The organism is Nonomuraea recticatena (assembly GCF_039533245.1).
Lineage (GTDB): Bacteria > Actinomycetota > Actinomycetes > Streptosporangiales > Streptosporangiaceae > Nonomuraea > Nonomuraea roseola.
Genome location: NZ_BAAATE010000013.1, coordinates 171,941 through 186,961, shown reverse-complemented (window position 1 = coordinate 186,961; position 15,021 = coordinate 171,941). Strand labels below are relative to the sequence as shown.

Sequence of the window (15,021 nt, the reverse complement as noted above, 5' to 3'; positions counted from 1 at the left end):
CCTCACCTCCCTTGCAGAGCTCCGCTACCTGTTGCCGCTCTGAACTTACCACATCGATCATCGTCGCCGGTGTGCGGTTCGCCCCGGTTTGCCCGCGGTGGACGCGGTTGCTAGCGTCTCGAGGGACGTGATCGTCGCGGGTGACGAGGGAGGTTGATGAATATGGCTGCCACCGGCCGTGTTCAGCATGCCCTTGTCCGGTCCGCGCGAGGTTGAAGCGCGGCCCGGTCGTTCGACAACGACCAGGAGTGTCACGTGTCTTCTTTCGTCTCACCCGCCGATGCCGGCCTGAGCACCGACCGCCTCATCCTGCGGACCTGGACCGCGGGCGAGGTCGCCGCCGTCCTGGACGGCCGCAGGCTCGCCTACTGGGCCGAGGACTTCCCCGCCGAGGGCGACCGCGTCATCGCGGGTCTGTTCGGCGAGCACCCCGGCTGGCTGGGCGAGTACGGTCACCGCCAGATCGTCGAGCGCTCGACGGGCCTGGTGATCGGCTCCATCGGCCTGTTCTGGCCGCCCTCCGACGGCACCCTCGAGATCGGGTACGGCGTCGTCGCCTCCAGGCGGGGCCACGGCTACGCTTCGGAGGCCGCCAGGGCGCTGACGCGCTTCGCCCTCACCGCCCCCGGCGTCCACACCGTGAGCGCCGAGGTGGAACTGTCGAACCCGCCCTCGCTCCGCGTGCTGGAGAAGGCGGGCTTCCAGCGGTACAGCTCTGAGGAGAACCTAGCCAGGTTCCGCGCCACGAGGTAACCCTCCGCGGGGTCGGCGGCACGCCGCCGACCCCGCGTCACGGCCCTGAACTCCTACAGCTACGACGAGCCGCAAAGTAACGGGAGACCTCGCCTCTTCGCAGTTCGGGGCCGTGTACGGATGGCCATCGCCCAGGCGAGATCAGTCGGCGGGTTTGCCGAACCAGCGGGAGAGGTGGTCGTCCAGGTCCTGCTGATCGTCGCCGATCCAGGCGACGTGGCCGTCGGGGCGTAGCAGGACGCACGGAACATCCAGTGGCGCGGTGGGATCCGTGAGGTGATCGACGCGGTCGGACCAGCCGCCGACGGTCAGGCGTTCGGTGCGGTCCAGCAGCAGACCGCGGCCGCGACGCAGCAGGCCGTAGAGGTGGCCCTGTTTCACGTCGATGTCGGGCAGGCGGCGGCCGAGCAGGTCGGGGCCTTCGCCGAAGTCGTAGCGGATGCCGGTCGCGGTGATCTTCTCGATCAGGTGGCGGTTCACCTCGTCGAAGTCCATCAGTTCGGTGAGCAGCCTGCGCACGGCCCGCGGGCCCGGTTCGGTGGACAGCAGTTCCATCTGGGCGCGGGTGTTGTCCAGCACGTCCTCGGCGACCGGATGACGTTCGGACTGGTAGGTGTCCAGCAGGGTTTCCGGCGCCCAGCCGCGGATCTGTGCGGCCAGTTTCCAGCCGAGGTTGAACGCGTCCTGAACGCCCAGGTTGAGGCCCTGACCGCCGATGGGTGGATGGATGTGCGCCGCATCGCCGGCCAGTAGCACCCGCCCGACGCGATAACGTTCGGCCAGCCGGGTGGCATCCCCGAAGCGGGACAACCAGCGCGGGGAGTGCACGCCGAAATCGGTTCCGGCGACGGTGCGCAACTGCTGTTTGAAATCTTCGAGGGTGGGCGGTTCGGCGCGGTCGCTGACTGCCGCGGCGGGGACTACGACGCTGTAGACCCCTTCGCCGAAGGGCCTGAGCCAGAATCGCTGATGGGTCTGGCTGATGTCGGTTACCTTGGCGGCGATCTCCTCCTGCGGCACACCCACTTTCATCTCGCCCATGAGCGTGTCGGTCCGTGAGGGCTCGCCGGGGAAGCCGACGCCGAGCAGTTTGCGCACCGTACTGCGCGCGCCGTCACAGCCGACGAGGTAGCGCGAACGCAGTTGTTTCCCGTCGGACAGCTCGACGGTCACGCCCTCGTCGTCCTGCTCGAAACCGGCGACCGCACAACCGCGCCGGACCTGCGCGCCCAGTTCGATGGCATGTTCTGCGAGCAGATGGTCGATGACCGGCTGCGGGATGCCCAGCAGATAGGCGTACGCGGAATCCAGGCCCTCGGGCGCGGGTTTGGCGATGGCGGCGAAGATGCCGCCGACCGGACGCTTTCTTCCGCGTTCGATAAGGCGCTCGAGCAGTCCGCGCATTGCCATCAGCTCGAGACTGCGGATATGCAGACTGACTATGCGGACGAACGACGCGGGCTCGGTTTCCTTCTCCAGAACGAGTACCCGCACATCGTGCAGCCGCAGTTCGGCGGCCAGCATCGCACCGGTCGGCCCGCACCCGGCGATGATAACGTCGAACATGAGGGGCGCGCGATCGGCCCCGAAGGCCGACGACCGGACTCCGGGGACGTCGCCCACGGTGAAGTCGCGCTCGGCCGTACCGTCCGACGACGGCTCGGCGGTGAACTGCTGAGAGTGCACAGGTGGTGCCTTTCGGGAGTGTCTTGTTGTCGAGGCGCTCCCGGCGACACCTACGTCAATCGCCCGACCGTGACGGTAGGGGGAGCACCCACATCGATACAGCGTTCATGGGTCTCACCTCCTCAGGCGGTGTCACAGTCGACTGCAAGCTATAAGCCCGAGCATCACACCGTCCAATCCTTTCCCAGCCGCCTGGCCCCCCGAGGCGGACCGGATCTCGGAGGGCGCTGCCCTGATGAACCTCCAGCGAAACGACGGGACGGTGCGGTCAGGGCCTGGCCGGGATGGACCACTGCTGGTTGGCGTTGCTCCCGCAGGTCCAGATGATGAGGCGGGTGCCGTTGGCGCTGCTGCCGTTGGCCGCGTCGAGGCACTTGCCGCTGGCGGCGTTGACGATGCGGCCGTTGCTGTGACTCCATTGCTGGTTGGCGCCGCCGTTGCAGCTCCACTGGGTCACCGGCGCGCCGTTGGCGCTGCCGTTGGCGTCCAGGCAGGCGAACAGTTTCGAGCGGATGGTCCCGTCGTAGGCCCAGACCCACGCCTGGCCCGCGCCGCCGTCGCACGGCTGAAGGAGTGCGGGAGTGGCGTCGGCCGCGTCGGCGACGTTGACGCACTTGCCGCCGATGCCGCTCATCTGGCCCATCACCGAGTTGCCGATGGCGTTGACGTGCGTCGCCGACGATCCGCTGACGGTGACGGCGGCCTTGTCCGTGCAGGTCTGACCGGCGTGCGCGCTGGTGACCCTGGCCCGCAGGGTGCCGTTGTTGCCGACCGGCGCGGTGATCCTGGCGCGGGAGTAGGGCTCGGTGGCGCAGGAGGAGCGCGGATCGCTCCACCTGTAGTACTCGGTCCAGCTGACCGATCCCGGTGACATGGTGTCCGCGCCCACGCGGATGCTGCCGAGTTTGAACTGGGCGTTGGTCGAGGTGTTGGTGACGGTCATGCCCCACCAGCCGCCGCCTTCCGCGCGGTAGTGGAAGCGGTAGGTCTGTCCGGGGGTCCAGGTGTGCCAGATGCGGCAGCTCATGCCCTCGCCCTCGCCGCCGAAGGCCTCGCACCAGCTGCCCTGCGAGCCTGGCCTGGCCTCGGTGACGTCCCAGACGGAGAACAGGAACAGGCGGCGGGTGGTGCTGGCATTGGTCTGCAGACCGGCGTAGCCGCCGTGGCCGTTGGTCCAGGAGACCTGGTTGGACCAGTAGACCTGCGACTGGTCGCCGGGGTCGGCGTCGACGGTGATGGTGTAGGCGACGTCGCCGAGCCCACTGACGCCGTCGAACTGCCAGTTGGAGTAGGTGCCTGGGGTGTCTCCCGCGTGCGCCGCGCCGCCGGGTAACAGGGCGGCGGCGACGCCGGCGACGAGCAGGAGGATCAGCCGGAGTGGGTTGCGGCTGTGGCCGCGAGGCCGGGAGGGGGTGGGGGGTGTGTCGTCCACGGTGCTTCCTTTCTCGAGCTTCGGATGTGGTCGCGCCGGTATTGCGGGCGGCTGCACGAAGACCCGAGGTGAGGAACCGATCTCTTGATCGGACCTCTCGCCGAGAAGGTAACAACGGGTAGATATCCCTGGTAATGGACAAACGTCGGGTGGGCTTGGACGTTTCACGGGTGGAGTACGGCTTCTTCCACGATGACTCGAACAGGAAGGACGCGCATGTGCCGGTGGACAGCGGTGCTGGGACCCGCACCACGGACCAGCCGCTCTCCCCGCATCAACCGATCGGTTGATGCCGGAATCCACCATCCCGCTCTCCGGCCGGACGATCCGCCACCCCCTGCCCCCGCGCGATTCTCAAGGCATGCCAACACACCGGGAGCCCGCCCTCCGCACCACCGGACTCCGCAAAGCCTTCGGCGACCACCTGGCCGTCGACGACATCCACCTCACCGTCCCCGCCGGATCCTTCTACGGTCTGGTCGGCCCCAACGGCGCAGGCAAGACCACCACCCTGGCCATGGCCGTCGGCCTGCTCCGCCCCGACGCCGGCAGCGCCGAGATCTTCGGCGTCGACGTCTGGCGTGACACCGTTCAGGCCAAGGGACTGATCGGCGTGCTGCCCGACGGCAACGCCATGCCGGAACGGCTCACCGGCCGCGAGGTCCTCACCTACCTCGGCCTGCTGCGCGGCCTGCCGCCCGCCGTCGTCGCCGAGCGCACCGACGAACTCCTCCAGATCCTCGAACTGGACTCCGCCGAGCGGAGCCTGGTCATCGAATACTCCACCGGCATGCGCAAGAAGATCGGCCTGGCCGTCGCCCTCCTGCACGCGCCCCGACTGCTCGTCCTGGACGAGCCCTTCGAGGCCGTCGACCCCGTCTCCGCGGCCACGATCAGGACCATCCTGCGCAGGTTCGCAGCCAACGGCGGCTCCGTGATCATCTCCAGCCACGTCATGGCCCTCGTCGAGCAGCTCTGCGACCACGTGGGCGTCATCTCCGACGGCCGCGTCGTGGCCGCCGGGCCGCTGGCCGATGTACGCGGCGCCGGAACCCTGGAGGACGCCTTCGTCGATCTCGTCGGCGCCCGCGCCGGAGGAACGGAGGGGCTGGCATGGCTCACCTCCTGACGCCCGGCCCGGCCGCCCTGGCGCAGCACATGATCCGCATGCGGCTGGCTCTCATGCGCAACGCTCTGCGCGGTGATGACGCCGCCAACCTCTACACCGGCGTCTCGCTCGGGGTGCTCCTGGCCTTCGGAACGATCGCCGTCGCCGTGCTGTGGCCCGCCTACCTGCCCCACACCCTGGCCGCGTGGTTCGCTGGCTGGATCTTCGGCCCCATCCTCTTCGGGGGCGGCAGCGAGGCCCTGCGCCCCGAATACTTCTCCATGCTCCCGGCCACGCCAGGCCGGATCGCGGCGGCGCTGCTCGCTGGAGCTTTCGCGGGCCCCGCACCTGCGGTCAATCTCATCGCCCTGCTGTCCCTGCCCGTGTACGGCTGGCGCTTCGGCCCGGCCGGAGTGCTCATCGGCCTGGCAGCAGCCGTCACCACGCTCATCATCATGGTGATGGTCTCCCGCGTCATCGTGGCGCTCATCGGGCTGTTCGTCCGTTCCCGCGCCACCGCGGCCGCCGTCGGCATCGTGATCGGCACCGCCATCGCCCTGTGCAGCAACGGCTGGGCGCCCTTCGTAGCTCTGGGCGGCACCGACACCGCCGCCTGGTCCCAGGTCCTCGTCCGGGCCCTGCCCTCCGGCTGGGGCGTGGCCGCCATCGAAGCCCCCTGGCCCCTCGCCCTCGCCATCCTCGTCGCCGGCGCCGGCGTGATCGCCCTCCTCCTGGCCGCCTGGGCCGTCCTGCTGTCGAAGCGCGTCGTCTCGGCCGCTCGCGGCGGTATGCCAACCCGCCGCGGCGCTCCCCGCCCCTTCCCCGCCGCCGGCGGCGCCCGCATCGCCGCCGCCAAGGAACTGCGCGCCTGGTGGCGCGACCTCGTCCGCATCCAGCTCCTCGCCCTCGCCTTGTCCTATGCCATCGTCACCCCCCTCCTCCTCGTCACCATCGACTCCTGGATCATGGTCCCCTTCGCGGGACTCATCGCGATCGTGATGGCCGCCGCGTCCTCGGCCAACCTCTACGGCGCCGACGGGACTGCCCTGTGGCTCACCCTCATGACCCCCGGCGCGGAACGCGCCGACGTCCGCGGACGCCAGCTGGCCTGGCTCGTCGTCGTCGGCCCAGCCGCAGTGGTGCTGTCCCTGGCCGGCACCCTCGTCAGTGGCCAGGCCTGGGCCTGGCCCTGGGTACTCGGCCTGCTGCCCGCGCTCCTCGGCGGCGCCGCCGGGCTCATCGTCCTGCTCGGCGTCACCTCCCTCGTTCCCGGCACCGACCCCCACAAGCGCGGCGGCAACCCGCTCAGCACCGGTGCCGACGAAACCGCCGAAACCAGCGTCGCCTGGCTCATGCTCCTCGCGGTCCCCGCCACCGCCCTGCCCGCGGCCGGCGCCATCCTCCTCCACCCCTGGGCCGGCATCGCCACCGGTGTGCTGACCGGCGCCCTCAGCGCCTGGGGTCTCGGCCGGATCGCCCACCGCAGACTCGAGAACCATGGGATCGATCTGCTCAACCTCATGAAGCACGGCCCGGCACCCCAGGCCGACAAGCCCACCACCGCGGACCTGCCCATCCAGCACCGCATCGGCGTCACGATCAGCTACCTCATCGCCTGGCTTCCCCTGTTCCCCCAGGGACTCGTGCCCATGGTCATGAAGATCTTCGGTATCGAGGGCAGCGGATGGTTCCTCGCCCTTCATCTCCCGCCGATCTGGCAATGGCCCACCATCGTCTTCATGATCGCCCTGGGGCTGCTCATGTACGGCTACGCCATCCTGATCCCCATGCGCCTGAGCTCGCCCTCATCAGCCACGACCAGCTGAAACCCCAGCCGTACCCGAGAGGAGGGCACGCCCGGATGAACGACCCCTTCCCGCTCTCCCCTTGGGAACGACGCTTCGAGCACGCCGTCGAGATCGTCCCCTACCTCACCCTGGCCGCTTCCCTCCTCATCAGCCTGGCCTCACCCGCCCAGCCTGCGGGCGGCATTCCCCGTACCCTCGCGCTCACCGCCCTGGCCCTTGTCTGGATCGTCGGCACCCGCACCCTCCTCCCCGCCGCCGTGCGCGGACGCCGGGTCGCCGTCACCGTTCACTTCGCCGGCGTCCTGGCCACCGCCGCGCTGCTGGTCTTCCACCACCCAAGCTTCATCATCTACTGCATCTCCGGCTTCTTCCTCGCCGCCAACTTCGCTCCTTCCAGGTGGACCTTCGCCGCCGTCGCCGCCACCTCCTTCGTCCTGTACGGCTCGTCGCTCGACTGGACCCAGGCCACCATCCAGCTCATCGTCTTCTACCTGGCGATCATCGCCGTGCAGACCGTCGCCATCGGCGGCGGCTCCATCGCAGGCATCAAGATCGAGGACCGGCAGCGCAAATACCGCAAAGCAGTCAGCGACCTTCAGGCCGCCCTGGAGGAGAACGCCGACCTCCACGCCCAGCTCCTCACCCAAGCCCACCAGGCCGGCATCCTCGACGAACGCCAGCGCATGGCACGCGAGATCCACGACACCCTCGCCCAAGGCCTCACCGGCATCATCACCCAGCTGCGCGCCGCCCAGCGCGTCGAGGACGCCGACACCCACCTCGAACTCGCGCTCAACCTCGCCCAGGACAGCCTCACCGAAGCCCGCCGCTCCGTCGCCGCCCTCCAGCCCCACCAGCTCGAGGAAGCCCACCTCCCCGAAGCCATGACCACTCTGGCGCGCGAGTGGGCCCATACCACCGGCGTCGACCTCCACGTCGAAGTGACCGGCGACCGCGTCCCGCTCAGCCCAGCCATCGAGGTAACCCTGTTCCGCGTCGCCCAGGAAGCCCTCGCCAACGTCGCCAAACACGCGGGCGCCACCCGCGCCGGCCTCACCCTCTCCTACACCGGCGCCGTCGTCCTGCTCGACATCCGCGACAACGGCACCGGCATCCACAACCCCAACGGCAAAGGATTCGGCCTCAGCAGCATGAGACAACGCCTGCGCGGCGTCGGCGGCTCCCTCGAAATCGAGAGCACGCCCGGCGAAGGCACCGCCGTCAGCGCCACCATCCCCGCACTCCAAGGAAACCCCCGGTGATCCGCCTCCTCCTCGTCGACGACCACCCCATCGTCCGCGACGGCCTGCGCGCCGCCTTCGAAACCGAACCCGACATCCACGTCGCAGGCGAAGCCGCCAACGGCCGCGAAGGCATCGACCGCGCCGCCGCCCTCAAGGTCGACATCGTCCTCATGGACCTGCGCATGCCCGAAATGGACGGCGTCAGCGCCATCACCGCCCTGCGCCACTCCCACCCCCACATCAAGACCCTCGTCCTGACCACCTTCGACGGCGACTCCGACGTCCTGCCCGCCATCGAAGCTGGCGCCACCGCGACCGCGCCGCCGCCGTCGGCGAGGGGTATCGACGCGTTTGCTCAGTTAGTCGACGAACAGCCCGGCTTTGCGGCGACCCCCCGCCTACCTGCAGAACGCCGCAGATGGCGGCTGGTGGGGCCAGGTGCCGGCCGTCCGCCTTACCGACAGGCCGTTTCAGCGGGGCTCGAAAGTCGTACACGCCCTTGGGTCGCGTCCGGCTCTACGCCTGTGACTCCAGCGAGGCGAGCGTCTCGCGCAGCCAGGTCAGCTCCGTTCGTGTCGTGGCCGTCGCGATCGTGAACAGGCCCTGGCGGAACGGGTCGTCGAAGTCGGCGGCTCGCAGGGGCCGGTCACCGTCCCAGAAGAAGCTCGCCGGCTGGGTGAGGAAGTTCAGCCTGCGCCGCAGCACCGCCGCCTGCTGGGCGGGATCGTCCAGGTGCCGCAGGAAGGCCAGCAGGGTGAACCAGCGGTTCTCGTCGGTGATGAACAGCTCGTCGGGGTCGCGCAGCCGGTTCAGCAGCTCCTGCTCGCCGGCCGGGGTCAGCGACAGCATGTGCCGGGGCGCCGCCACCTGGCCGGGCTGCAGCTCGCGGCGCAGCAGGCCGGCTGTCTCCATGCGCTTGAGCAGCGGGTAGAGCGTGCCGTCGGCGATGGGCCGCACGTGGCCGGTCAGGGCCGCGATACGTCGTCGCAGGTCATAGCCGTGCAGCTGCGCATCGTAGAGGAATCCGAGGACGGCGAGCTGCATCATGGCTCCATCGTACCCTGTCGGCGGGATATATCGAGTTCGAGGTATATTCGGCGCCATGCACAGCGCACAGGTCCTCCCCGACGGCTCCCGCATTCGCTGGGTCGAGATCGCGGGCGTCGAGCCCACCCTGGTCTTCGTCCACGGGCTCGGCGCGAGCTCGGCCCCCTACTTCGCCCCTGTGGCGGCGCACCCGGCCCTCGCCGGGCGCCGGTCACTCATGATCGACATGCTGGGCTTCGGGATCAGCGACCGCCCCACCGACCTGGCCTACACCCTGGAGGAGCACGCCGACGCCTTGGCCGTCGCACTGGAGCAGGCCTCGGCAGAGGGCGCGGACATCGTCGCGCACAGCATGGGCGGCGCTGTCGCCATCACGCTGGCCGCCCGCCATCCACACCTGGTCGGACGGCTGGTCCTGGCCGACGCCAACCTCGACCCCACGCCGCTGCCGCAGACCAGGCGGCCGGGCAGCTCCGGCATCGCCGTCTACCGCACCGAACAGGACTTCCTCGACCACGGCTGGAAGGAGACCATGGAGTTCGTCGGCCCGCACTGGGCGGCGACGATGCGCCTGGCCGGGCCCGAGGCGCTCTACCGCAGCGCGATGAGTCTCCTGCGCGGCACCGTGCCGACGATGCGGGAGAACCTGGAGAAGCTGCCGATCCCGCGAGCGTTCCTCTACCCGGCCGCGGACGGCGTGCGCGCCGACACCGAAAGCCTCACCGGCGCCGGCGTCCGCGTCATGGCGATCCCCGACTGCGGGCACAACATCATGCTGGACAACCTCGACGGTTTCGCCCACGCCGTCGCCGACGCGCTGAGCGCGTAGAGCGCGGCGGCACCCGCGTCACCGAAAGGGCCTACGCCGTGGCTCGCGCGCGGTGCCGGCGTACCGCGTCGCAGTTGGCGCACCGCGGGGAGCAGTAGCGCTGCCGCCCGGTGCGGGAGGTGTCGGCGAAGATCGTGGCGCACCCGGCCAGGGCGCACCGCCGGAGCCGGTGCATGCCCCGCCCTGCCAGGTGCAACGCGGTGCCGACGGAGATCAGCGAGAACAGCACGGAGCCGAGCGGCTGGTGGTCGTCGCGGTAGTGCAGGTGCCAGCCGTGGCCGGCGTGGTCGGTCAGCCGCGGGTAGGCGGCGGCCGCCACCAGCATCCGGTTGACCAGGTCCGCGCGTTCGTGCTCGTCGACGGCGTCGACGACCTTCTCCCACTCGTCCAGTACGGCACAGAGGCGGTCCATGTCCTGCGCGGTGACCGGGCTCTCCAGCACCAGCCCGGCGGAGCGGCAGCGGTCGGCGAGCTCCTCCGCGCTCGTCGGGCGCCGGTTGGCCAGGTCCGCGGCCAGGTTCACGGCGTCCTCGCCGTAAGGGTTGAGGCGCATAAGCCCATTACATCAGGCTGGTCGGCATGGAAGAAACCGGACACCATGCCGAGAGAGCCATGAGCGCGGCCGACGCGACGAGCGACGGCGGGCCGGGCCGCCGTCCGGCGGTCACGCCGCTGCTCGCGGTGGACAACCTGCTGGTCAATCTCGGCCAGTACAGTCTCGTGCCGGTCCTTGGAATCCTGATCGCGACCCAGGACAGGAGCACGGGGGCCACCGCCGTCGGCGTGGGGCTGTTCGTCTATTTCGCGGCGGTCGGCGTCTCCTGCCTGCTGGTCAACCGGTGGCTTCCCCGATTCGGGTACACCACCGCGATGGTGGTCAGCGCGCTGTTGGCCGCGGTGGGCTTCGGGCTGCTCGCGTTCGTGCACGCCTTCGCCGCGCTGCTGGTGGTGCTGCTCGTGGCGGGGTTCGGCCAGAGCGTGCACCAGGTGCTGGCCCGGGTGCTCATCGCCGAGAACACCACCGGCGACGTCGAGCGGAACAAGGCGTACTCGACGATGAACATCGCCGTCAACGTGGCCGGGGCGCTCGGCCCGTTCATCGCGAGCGCCCTGTACGTGTCAGGGGGCGGGCGGCCACTCATGGCGGCGGTGGCGGTGTGTTACCTGCTCGGTGCCGCGATCCTGTTCGTCGGGCTGCCCAGGGCGCTGCCGCAGGCGGCCCGGCGGCCGCGGCCCACGGTGAACGCCTGGCCGGTGAGCCGGGCGGGGGTCGCGGCGGCGCTGCGCAGCCCGCACGCGTGGCGGACCGTCGTCGTCGCCACGCTCGCGACGTTCCTGTACGCCCAGTTCTACTCGGCCTTCGCACTGATGATCGCCGACGAGATCACCACCCCGGTGCTGCGGGCGGTACTGCTGTCCGGCCCTGCGATCATGATCGTGGTGCTGCAGCCGGCGATCACCGCGATGGTCACTCATCTGCTTCGCCGTGGGACGCGGCCGATGACGCTGCTCGGCGGGGCGGCTGTGATCTTCGGTCTCGCCTTCCTCGCGCTCGGCTCGGGCCTGCCGCTCGCCGCCGCATGCCTGCTCACCGTCGCGCTGTTCGCCGTTGCGGAGATGGTCTTCACGCCGATGTTGAACACCGCCTTCGCGGCGCTGGCCTTCGAGTCGCGGTTGGAGGCACTCAACTTCCGCCAGATCTGCTGGACCGCCGGTGAGGCGCTCGGCTCCCTCTGCGGCGGCACCCTTTTCTTCTGGTCAGCGACCGGGGACTGGGCCGCTTCTACTGGCTGGCGCTCGGCGCCGCCGCCATCGTCAGCACCGTGCTGCTGCTCCTTCCGCGACAGCGGACAGCGCACGGGCCCACCGGCAGCGGCGACACCCGGCCGCCCTCCCCGGCCGTCACGGCGAGCGCCGGATCGTCGCGATAGGCGACTGGAGATGGGGCAGGGACCGGCCGTGCCGCGCCAGCCCGCCGCCTCTCCTGAAATACCGACCCGTGGGGGTTACCTGGCGCGACTTCGGATAGAGAGCATGCGTGGAAAACGACGGGATTTTGTGCCAGGTGTGCCAGGGAGTGCTGCTCGCTTCCGACCGCAAGGCGTACACGCCTGCCCGAGGCAGGTTGATCGTCACCAACGGTTACTGCGGGGGTGGCTGCGCCGAGCGCCTGCCGCGGCGGCGGGTTTCCGCCGAGGCGGAACGGCAACAGCAACCCTCGATGCCGGCTCCGCAGGCGCCCCCGGTGCGGACGCCGACTTTTCAGCACTGACTTTTCTGCGAGAGGCGCCGCTCCCGGGGTGAGGGCGGCGCCTCTCGGTTGTCACGGGGGGATCGATGGGGTCGATCTCTGCCGGACGGCTGACCTCCTGACACGGCCTGCGATCTGACGCCCGAGGCGCGGCGACACCTTGCGATACTCTGTTCAACAGAGTATGTTGCCGGTCGTGCCGAGAAGATCATCAGAAGTGAGCGAGCCGATGTACTTCGTGCTCACCGCGCTGCTCGACGGTCCGCTGCACGGCCACGCGATCCTCAAGCGGATCGGCGAGCTGTCGGCGGGCCGGGTCCGGCCGACGGTCGGCACCCTCTACGCCATCCTCGAACGCCTCGCCGCCCGCGGGGTGCTCGCCGTCGACCATGAGGAGACGGTCAACGGCCGGGTCCGCCGCTATTTCCGGATCACCGACGAAGGGACGGCGATCGTCAGGAGCGAGGCCAGACGCATGAACGAGGCGGCGGCCCTGGTCCTCAATCGCGAGGCTCTCGCGTGACGCGGCTCGAGCGGCGATACCGCAGGTTCCTCCTGGCCTATCCCGCCGGCTACCGCAAGGCGCACGGCGACGAGCTCATCGACATCCTGCTCGACACGGCCGAGCCGGGGCGGCGCACACCCGAGATCAGGGAGGCCCTGGGGTTGCTGATGGGCGGGCTGCGCACCCGCGTCGAGCAGGCGGCGGCAGGGCCCGCCTGGCGCGACGGCCTGCACCTGGGGGTCGCCGCGCTGACCGTCGCCAACCTGGCCGCGTTACTCCCCTTCGTCACGGCGATCCCGCTGTGGACCGTCCTGTCCGCCTTCACCGTGCTGGCTGTCATACGGGGGCGGGTACGGCTGGCGCTCCCTCTCCTGCTTCTCACCGGAGCGAAGGCCACGGCGATCGCGTCAGGGGTGCCCCTGTTCGACCACGTGCTGATACCGATCACGTCAGGCCCCCGGTCGGTCGACGGGCTGTTCGCCACCACCGGCCCCCAGGTCGTGGCCCTGTCCTACGCGCTCGCCTTCGCCGGTTCGCTCGTGCTGGCGGCGGGCGTCCACCCGTTGAAGGCGCGCTCCTGGTGGTGGCTCGCGGTCGCGCCCGCCCTCTGCGTGGGCCCCGCCCTGATGGGGGAGTCGGAGTTCCCTGTCGGAGTGGTCCGGGCGGTCGCCGAGTTGGGGCTGCTGGCGGCGGCGGTCTGCGCGGCCCGCATGGCGAGAGACCCACGCTGGGGCGTGGCGGCGCTCGTCTACCTGATCTCGGTCACCGTCGCGATGGCCGAGCACGGGCCGTACCTCACCGTGCGGCATCTGGCCTACTGGGCCCTGCTCGCCCTTCCCGCCGTCACCGCGGTCCTGGTGGCGCGCGAGCACCGCAGAACCGCCCTGCGCTGATCCCTCGGCGCGTCGTTTCTTTGGAGATCTCATGAGAGCGTTCGTCACGGCTGCCCTGGCGCTTGCCGTACTGACCGGGTGCGCCACCGAGGCGCCCGAGCCTACCGCTCCGAGCGCCACCGGCGCCGGACAGGAGGCGAAGTGGAAGATGGAGCGGATCAAGGCCGACTGCATGAAGCAGAGGGGCTTCAAGTACACCCCGTTCGTCATGTCGGGACCCAAGGAGACGGAGGCGCAGAAGAAGGTGGCGGCCGGTGACTACGCCGCGGCCAAGGAGGTCAGGACGAAGTACGGCTACCGGGTCTTCGCCCAGTTCGTCTACCCCGACGACTCCGCCTCGGGCGCGCTGGTCGAGGACGAGTACGAGCGGGACCCCAATCCGGGGGCCCGCCTGAACGAGACGCAGTTCAACGCCTACAAGAAGGCGGAGGACGCCTGTATGGCCAAGGCCTTCAAGGCGGTCCTGAACAAGGACGTGAAGAACCGGATGGACGTGTTCAAGATGCACTTCGACCTGAAGAAGCAGCTCACCACCCGGCGGCTCGACGGCGACGCCGAACTGGTGCGCCTGGCCGCGACGTTCGGCGACTGCCTCAAGGGCAAGGGCTACGCGATCACCTCGCTCAAGCCGAGCGACCTGGCCGGCAGAGGAGAGAAGGCCATGTTGGCGCAGGTCGGCAAGATAGGGAAGGAACAGGGAACGTCCTGGCCAGAGCTCACGGCCGCGCAGGCCAGGCCGTACCTCACCAAGGAGATCAAGGACGCCCTCGACGACCTCGAGTGCGGCAAGGAGTTCTACGCGCGCTACTCACCCGTGAAGACGGCCGTCGACCAGGAGGTGGAGGCGCAGATCCCGTTGTGAGCCCGTTCCTCCGCTCCACCCCGCGCCCCCGCGCCCGGGTGGAGGCGCGGGGGCTGCGACCGCCCAGGAACTAGGCCGGGGCGTTGCGCAGGGTGACGTTGATGCGATTCCAGGCGTTGATCGCGGCGATCGTCATGACCAGAGCGGACAGCGCCTCCTCGTCGTAGTGGTCGGCGGCCGCTTCCCACACGTCGTCGGGGACGCCGACAGGGTTGTCGGACAGCCGCGTGGCCGCCTCGGCGAGCGCGAGGGCGGCGCGTTCCTCCTCGGAGAAGAACGGGGTGTCCCGCCAGGCAGCGACCGCGTGAAGGCGCTGGCCGGACACGCCGGCCTCCGTCGCCTCGCGGGCGTGCATGTCCACGCAGAAGCCGCATCCGTTGATCTGGCTGACCCGCAACCGCACCAGGTCGAGCGTGGCTCGGGGGACAGGGCTGGCGTTGAGGTACGTCTCCAGCGCGTACATCGCCTTCAGGCCGTCGGCGGCAGGCTTGCGGATGCTCATGCGCATCAGGGCTTCTCCAATCAGTTCATTCTGTACATTCTGGATATTACATAGCGAGAACTGTTTGGACAATCTGAGGGGTGAGCATTCGGTCCTTCGGG

At 69.7% G+C, this 15,021-nt stretch carries 15 protein-coding genes; 10 read left to right on the top strand and 5 right to left on the bottom strand.

Features of this window, described 5'->3' with window-relative positions; all coding sequences use genetic code 11:
• The first annotated feature begins 255 nt into the window (after positions 1 to 255).
• Positions 256 to 753 carry a GNAT family N-acetyltransferase gene (locus tag ABFX50_RS25215; protein ID WP_346149801.1) on the top strand — a complete coding sequence of 166 codons (498 nt, stop codon included), beginning with the start codon at positions 256 to 258 and terminating at the stop codon, positions 751 to 753.
• A 141-nt stretch (positions 754 to 894) separates the two neighbouring features.
• On the opposite strand, the gene rox is transcribed toward ABFX50_RS25215, so the two are convergent.
• Together rox and ABFX50_RS25205 are read right to left on the bottom strand one after the other, a co-directional pair.
• Positions 895 to 2,319, bottom strand: coding sequence for a rifampin monooxygenase (gene rox, locus ABFX50_RS25210; protein ID WP_346149849.1), 1,425 nt, complete (start codon positions 2,317 to 2,319; stop codon positions 895 to 897).
• 388 nt (positions 2,320 to 2,707) lie between these two features.
• Complete coding sequence (locus tag ABFX50_RS25205) at positions 2,708 to 3,871, bottom strand: ricin-type beta-trefoil lectin domain protein (RefSeq protein WP_346149800.1); 1,164 nt, start codon at positions 3,869 to 3,871, stop codon at positions 2,708 to 2,710.
• A gap of 361 nt (positions 3,872 to 4,232) precedes the next feature.
• On the opposite strand from ABFX50_RS25205, the gene ABFX50_RS25200 reads away from it, so the two are divergent.
• The 4 genes from ABFX50_RS25200 to ABFX50_RS25185 are packed head-to-tail and all read left to right on the top strand — an operon-like array spanning position 4,233 to position 8,627.
• Complete coding sequence (locus tag ABFX50_RS25200) at positions 4,233 to 5,000, top strand: ABC transporter ATP-binding protein (protein WP_346149799.1); 768 nt, start codon at positions 4,233 to 4,235, stop codon at positions 4,998 to 5,000.
• Positions 4,985 to 6,805, top strand: coding sequence for a hypothetical protein (locus ABFX50_RS25195; protein WP_346149798.1), 1,821 nt, complete (start codon positions 4,985 to 4,987; stop codon positions 6,803 to 6,805). Before ABFX50_RS25200 ends, ABFX50_RS25195 begins: the two co-directional genes overlap by 16 nt.
• Before the next feature lie 35 nt (positions 6,806 to 6,840).
• Positions 6,841 to 8,049 carry a sensor histidine kinase gene (locus tag ABFX50_RS25190; RefSeq protein ID WP_346149797.1) on the top strand — a complete coding sequence of 403 codons (1,209 nt, stop codon included), beginning with the start codon at positions 6,841 to 6,843 and terminating at the stop codon, positions 8,047 to 8,049.
• On the top strand, positions 8,046 to 8,627 hold the full coding sequence (locus ABFX50_RS25185; protein WP_346149796.1) for a response regulator: 582 nt from the start codon (positions 8,046 to 8,048) through the stop codon (positions 8,625 to 8,627). The genes ABFX50_RS25190 and ABFX50_RS25185 overlap by 4 nt, the downstream gene beginning before the upstream one ends.
• Here ABFX50_RS25185 and ABFX50_RS25180 read toward each other — a convergent pair.
• Positions 8,548 to 9,078 (bottom strand): PadR family transcriptional regulator, encoded by a 531-nt coding sequence (locus ABFX50_RS25180; RefSeq protein WP_346149795.1) that lies wholly within the window; start codon positions 9,076 to 9,078, stop codon positions 8,548 to 8,550. The genes ABFX50_RS25185 and ABFX50_RS25180 overlap by 80 nt on opposite strands.
• 55 nt (positions 9,079 to 9,133) lie before the next feature.
• On the opposite strand from ABFX50_RS25180, the gene ABFX50_RS25175 reads away from it, so the two are divergent.
• Positions 9,134 to 9,907, top strand: coding sequence for an alpha/beta fold hydrolase (locus ABFX50_RS25175; protein WP_346149794.1), 774 nt, complete (start codon positions 9,134 to 9,136; stop codon positions 9,905 to 9,907).
• 31 nt (positions 9,908 to 9,938) lie between these two features.
• Here the strand turns inward: ABFX50_RS25175 and ABFX50_RS25170 are convergent, their stop codons facing one another.
• Positions 9,939 to 10,460, bottom strand: a complete 522-nt coding sequence (locus ABFX50_RS25170) for a CGNR zinc finger domain-containing protein (protein WP_346149793.1) — start codon at positions 10,458 to 10,460, stop codon at positions 9,939 to 9,941.
• A 59-nt stretch (positions 10,461 to 10,519) separates the two neighbouring features.
• Between ABFX50_RS25170 and ABFX50_RS25165 the strand changes: the two genes are divergently transcribed.
• The 4 genes from ABFX50_RS25165 to ABFX50_RS25150 all read left to right on the top strand — a co-directional run bounded on the left by ABFX50_RS25165 (position 10,520) and on the right by ABFX50_RS25150 (position 14,418).
• Positions 10,520 to 12,211, top strand: a complete 1,692-nt coding sequence (locus tag ABFX50_RS25165; protein ID WP_346149792.1) for an MFS transporter — start codon at positions 10,520 to 10,522, stop codon at positions 12,209 to 12,211.
• 164 nt (positions 12,212 to 12,375) lie between these two features.
• Complete coding sequence (locus tag ABFX50_RS25160; RefSeq protein WP_312895326.1) at positions 12,376 to 12,681, top strand: PadR family transcriptional regulator; 306 nt, start codon at positions 12,376 to 12,378, stop codon at positions 12,679 to 12,681.
• Entirely contained in the window at positions 12,678 to 13,556 is an 879-nt protein-coding gene (locus ABFX50_RS25155; protein WP_346149791.1) for a hypothetical protein, read from the top strand. The genes ABFX50_RS25160 and ABFX50_RS25155 overlap by 4 nt, the downstream gene beginning before the upstream one ends.
• A 31-nt stretch (positions 13,557 to 13,587) precedes the next feature.
• Positions 13,588 to 14,418 (top strand): hypothetical protein, encoded by an 831-nt coding sequence (locus tag ABFX50_RS25150; RefSeq protein ID WP_346149790.1) that lies wholly within the window; start codon positions 13,588 to 13,590, stop codon positions 14,416 to 14,418.
• A gap of 70 nt (positions 14,419 to 14,488) precedes the next feature.
• On the opposite strand, the gene ABFX50_RS25145 is transcribed toward ABFX50_RS25150, so the two are convergent.
• Positions 14,489 to 14,920, bottom strand: a complete 432-nt coding sequence (locus ABFX50_RS25145; protein WP_346149789.1) for a carboxymuconolactone decarboxylase family protein — start codon at positions 14,918 to 14,920, stop codon at positions 14,489 to 14,491.
• Positions 14,921 to 15,021 lie beyond the last annotated feature (101 nt).

What these genes read in the sequence shown, in the direction of transcription:
- rox (WP_346149849.1), bottom strand. Translation starts at nt 2,319, where the DNA reads ATGTTCGACGTTATCATCGCCGGGTGCGGGCCGACCGGTGCGATGCTG.
- ABFX50_RS25200 (WP_346149799.1), top strand. Translation starts at nt 4,233, where the DNA reads ATGCCAACACACCGGGAGCCCGCCCTCCGCACCACCGGACTCCGCAAA.
- ABFX50_RS25195 (WP_346149798.1), top strand. Translation starts at nt 4,985, where the DNA reads ATGGCTCACCTCCTGACGCCCGGCCCGGCCGCCCTGGCGCAGCACATG.
- ABFX50_RS25190 (WP_346149797.1), top strand. Translation starts at nt 6,841, where the DNA reads ATGAACGACCCCTTCCCGCTCTCCCCTTGGGAACGACGCTTCGAGCAC.
- ABFX50_RS25180 (WP_346149795.1), bottom strand. Translation starts at nt 9,078, where the DNA reads ATGATGCAGCTCGCCGTCCTCGGATTCCTCTACGATGCGCAGCTGCAC.
- ABFX50_RS25175 (WP_346149794.1), top strand. Translation starts at nt 9,134, where the DNA reads ATGCACAGCGCACAGGTCCTCCCCGACGGCTCCCGCATTCGCTGGGTC.
- ABFX50_RS25170 (WP_346149793.1), bottom strand. Translation starts at nt 10,460, where the DNA reads ATGCGCCTCAACCCTTACGGCGAGGACGCCGTGAACCTGGCCGCGGAC.
- ABFX50_RS25165 (WP_346149792.1), top strand. Translation starts at nt 10,520, where the DNA reads ATGAGCGCGGCCGACGCGACGAGCGACGGCGGGCCGGGCCGCCGTCCG.
- ABFX50_RS25150 (WP_346149790.1), top strand. Translation starts at nt 13,588, where the DNA reads ATGAGAGCGTTCGTCACGGCTGCCCTGGCGCTTGCCGTACTGACCGGG.
- ABFX50_RS25145 (WP_346149789.1), bottom strand. Translation starts at nt 14,920, where the DNA reads ATGAGCATCCGCAAGCCTGCCGCCGACGGCCTGAAGGCGATGTACGCG.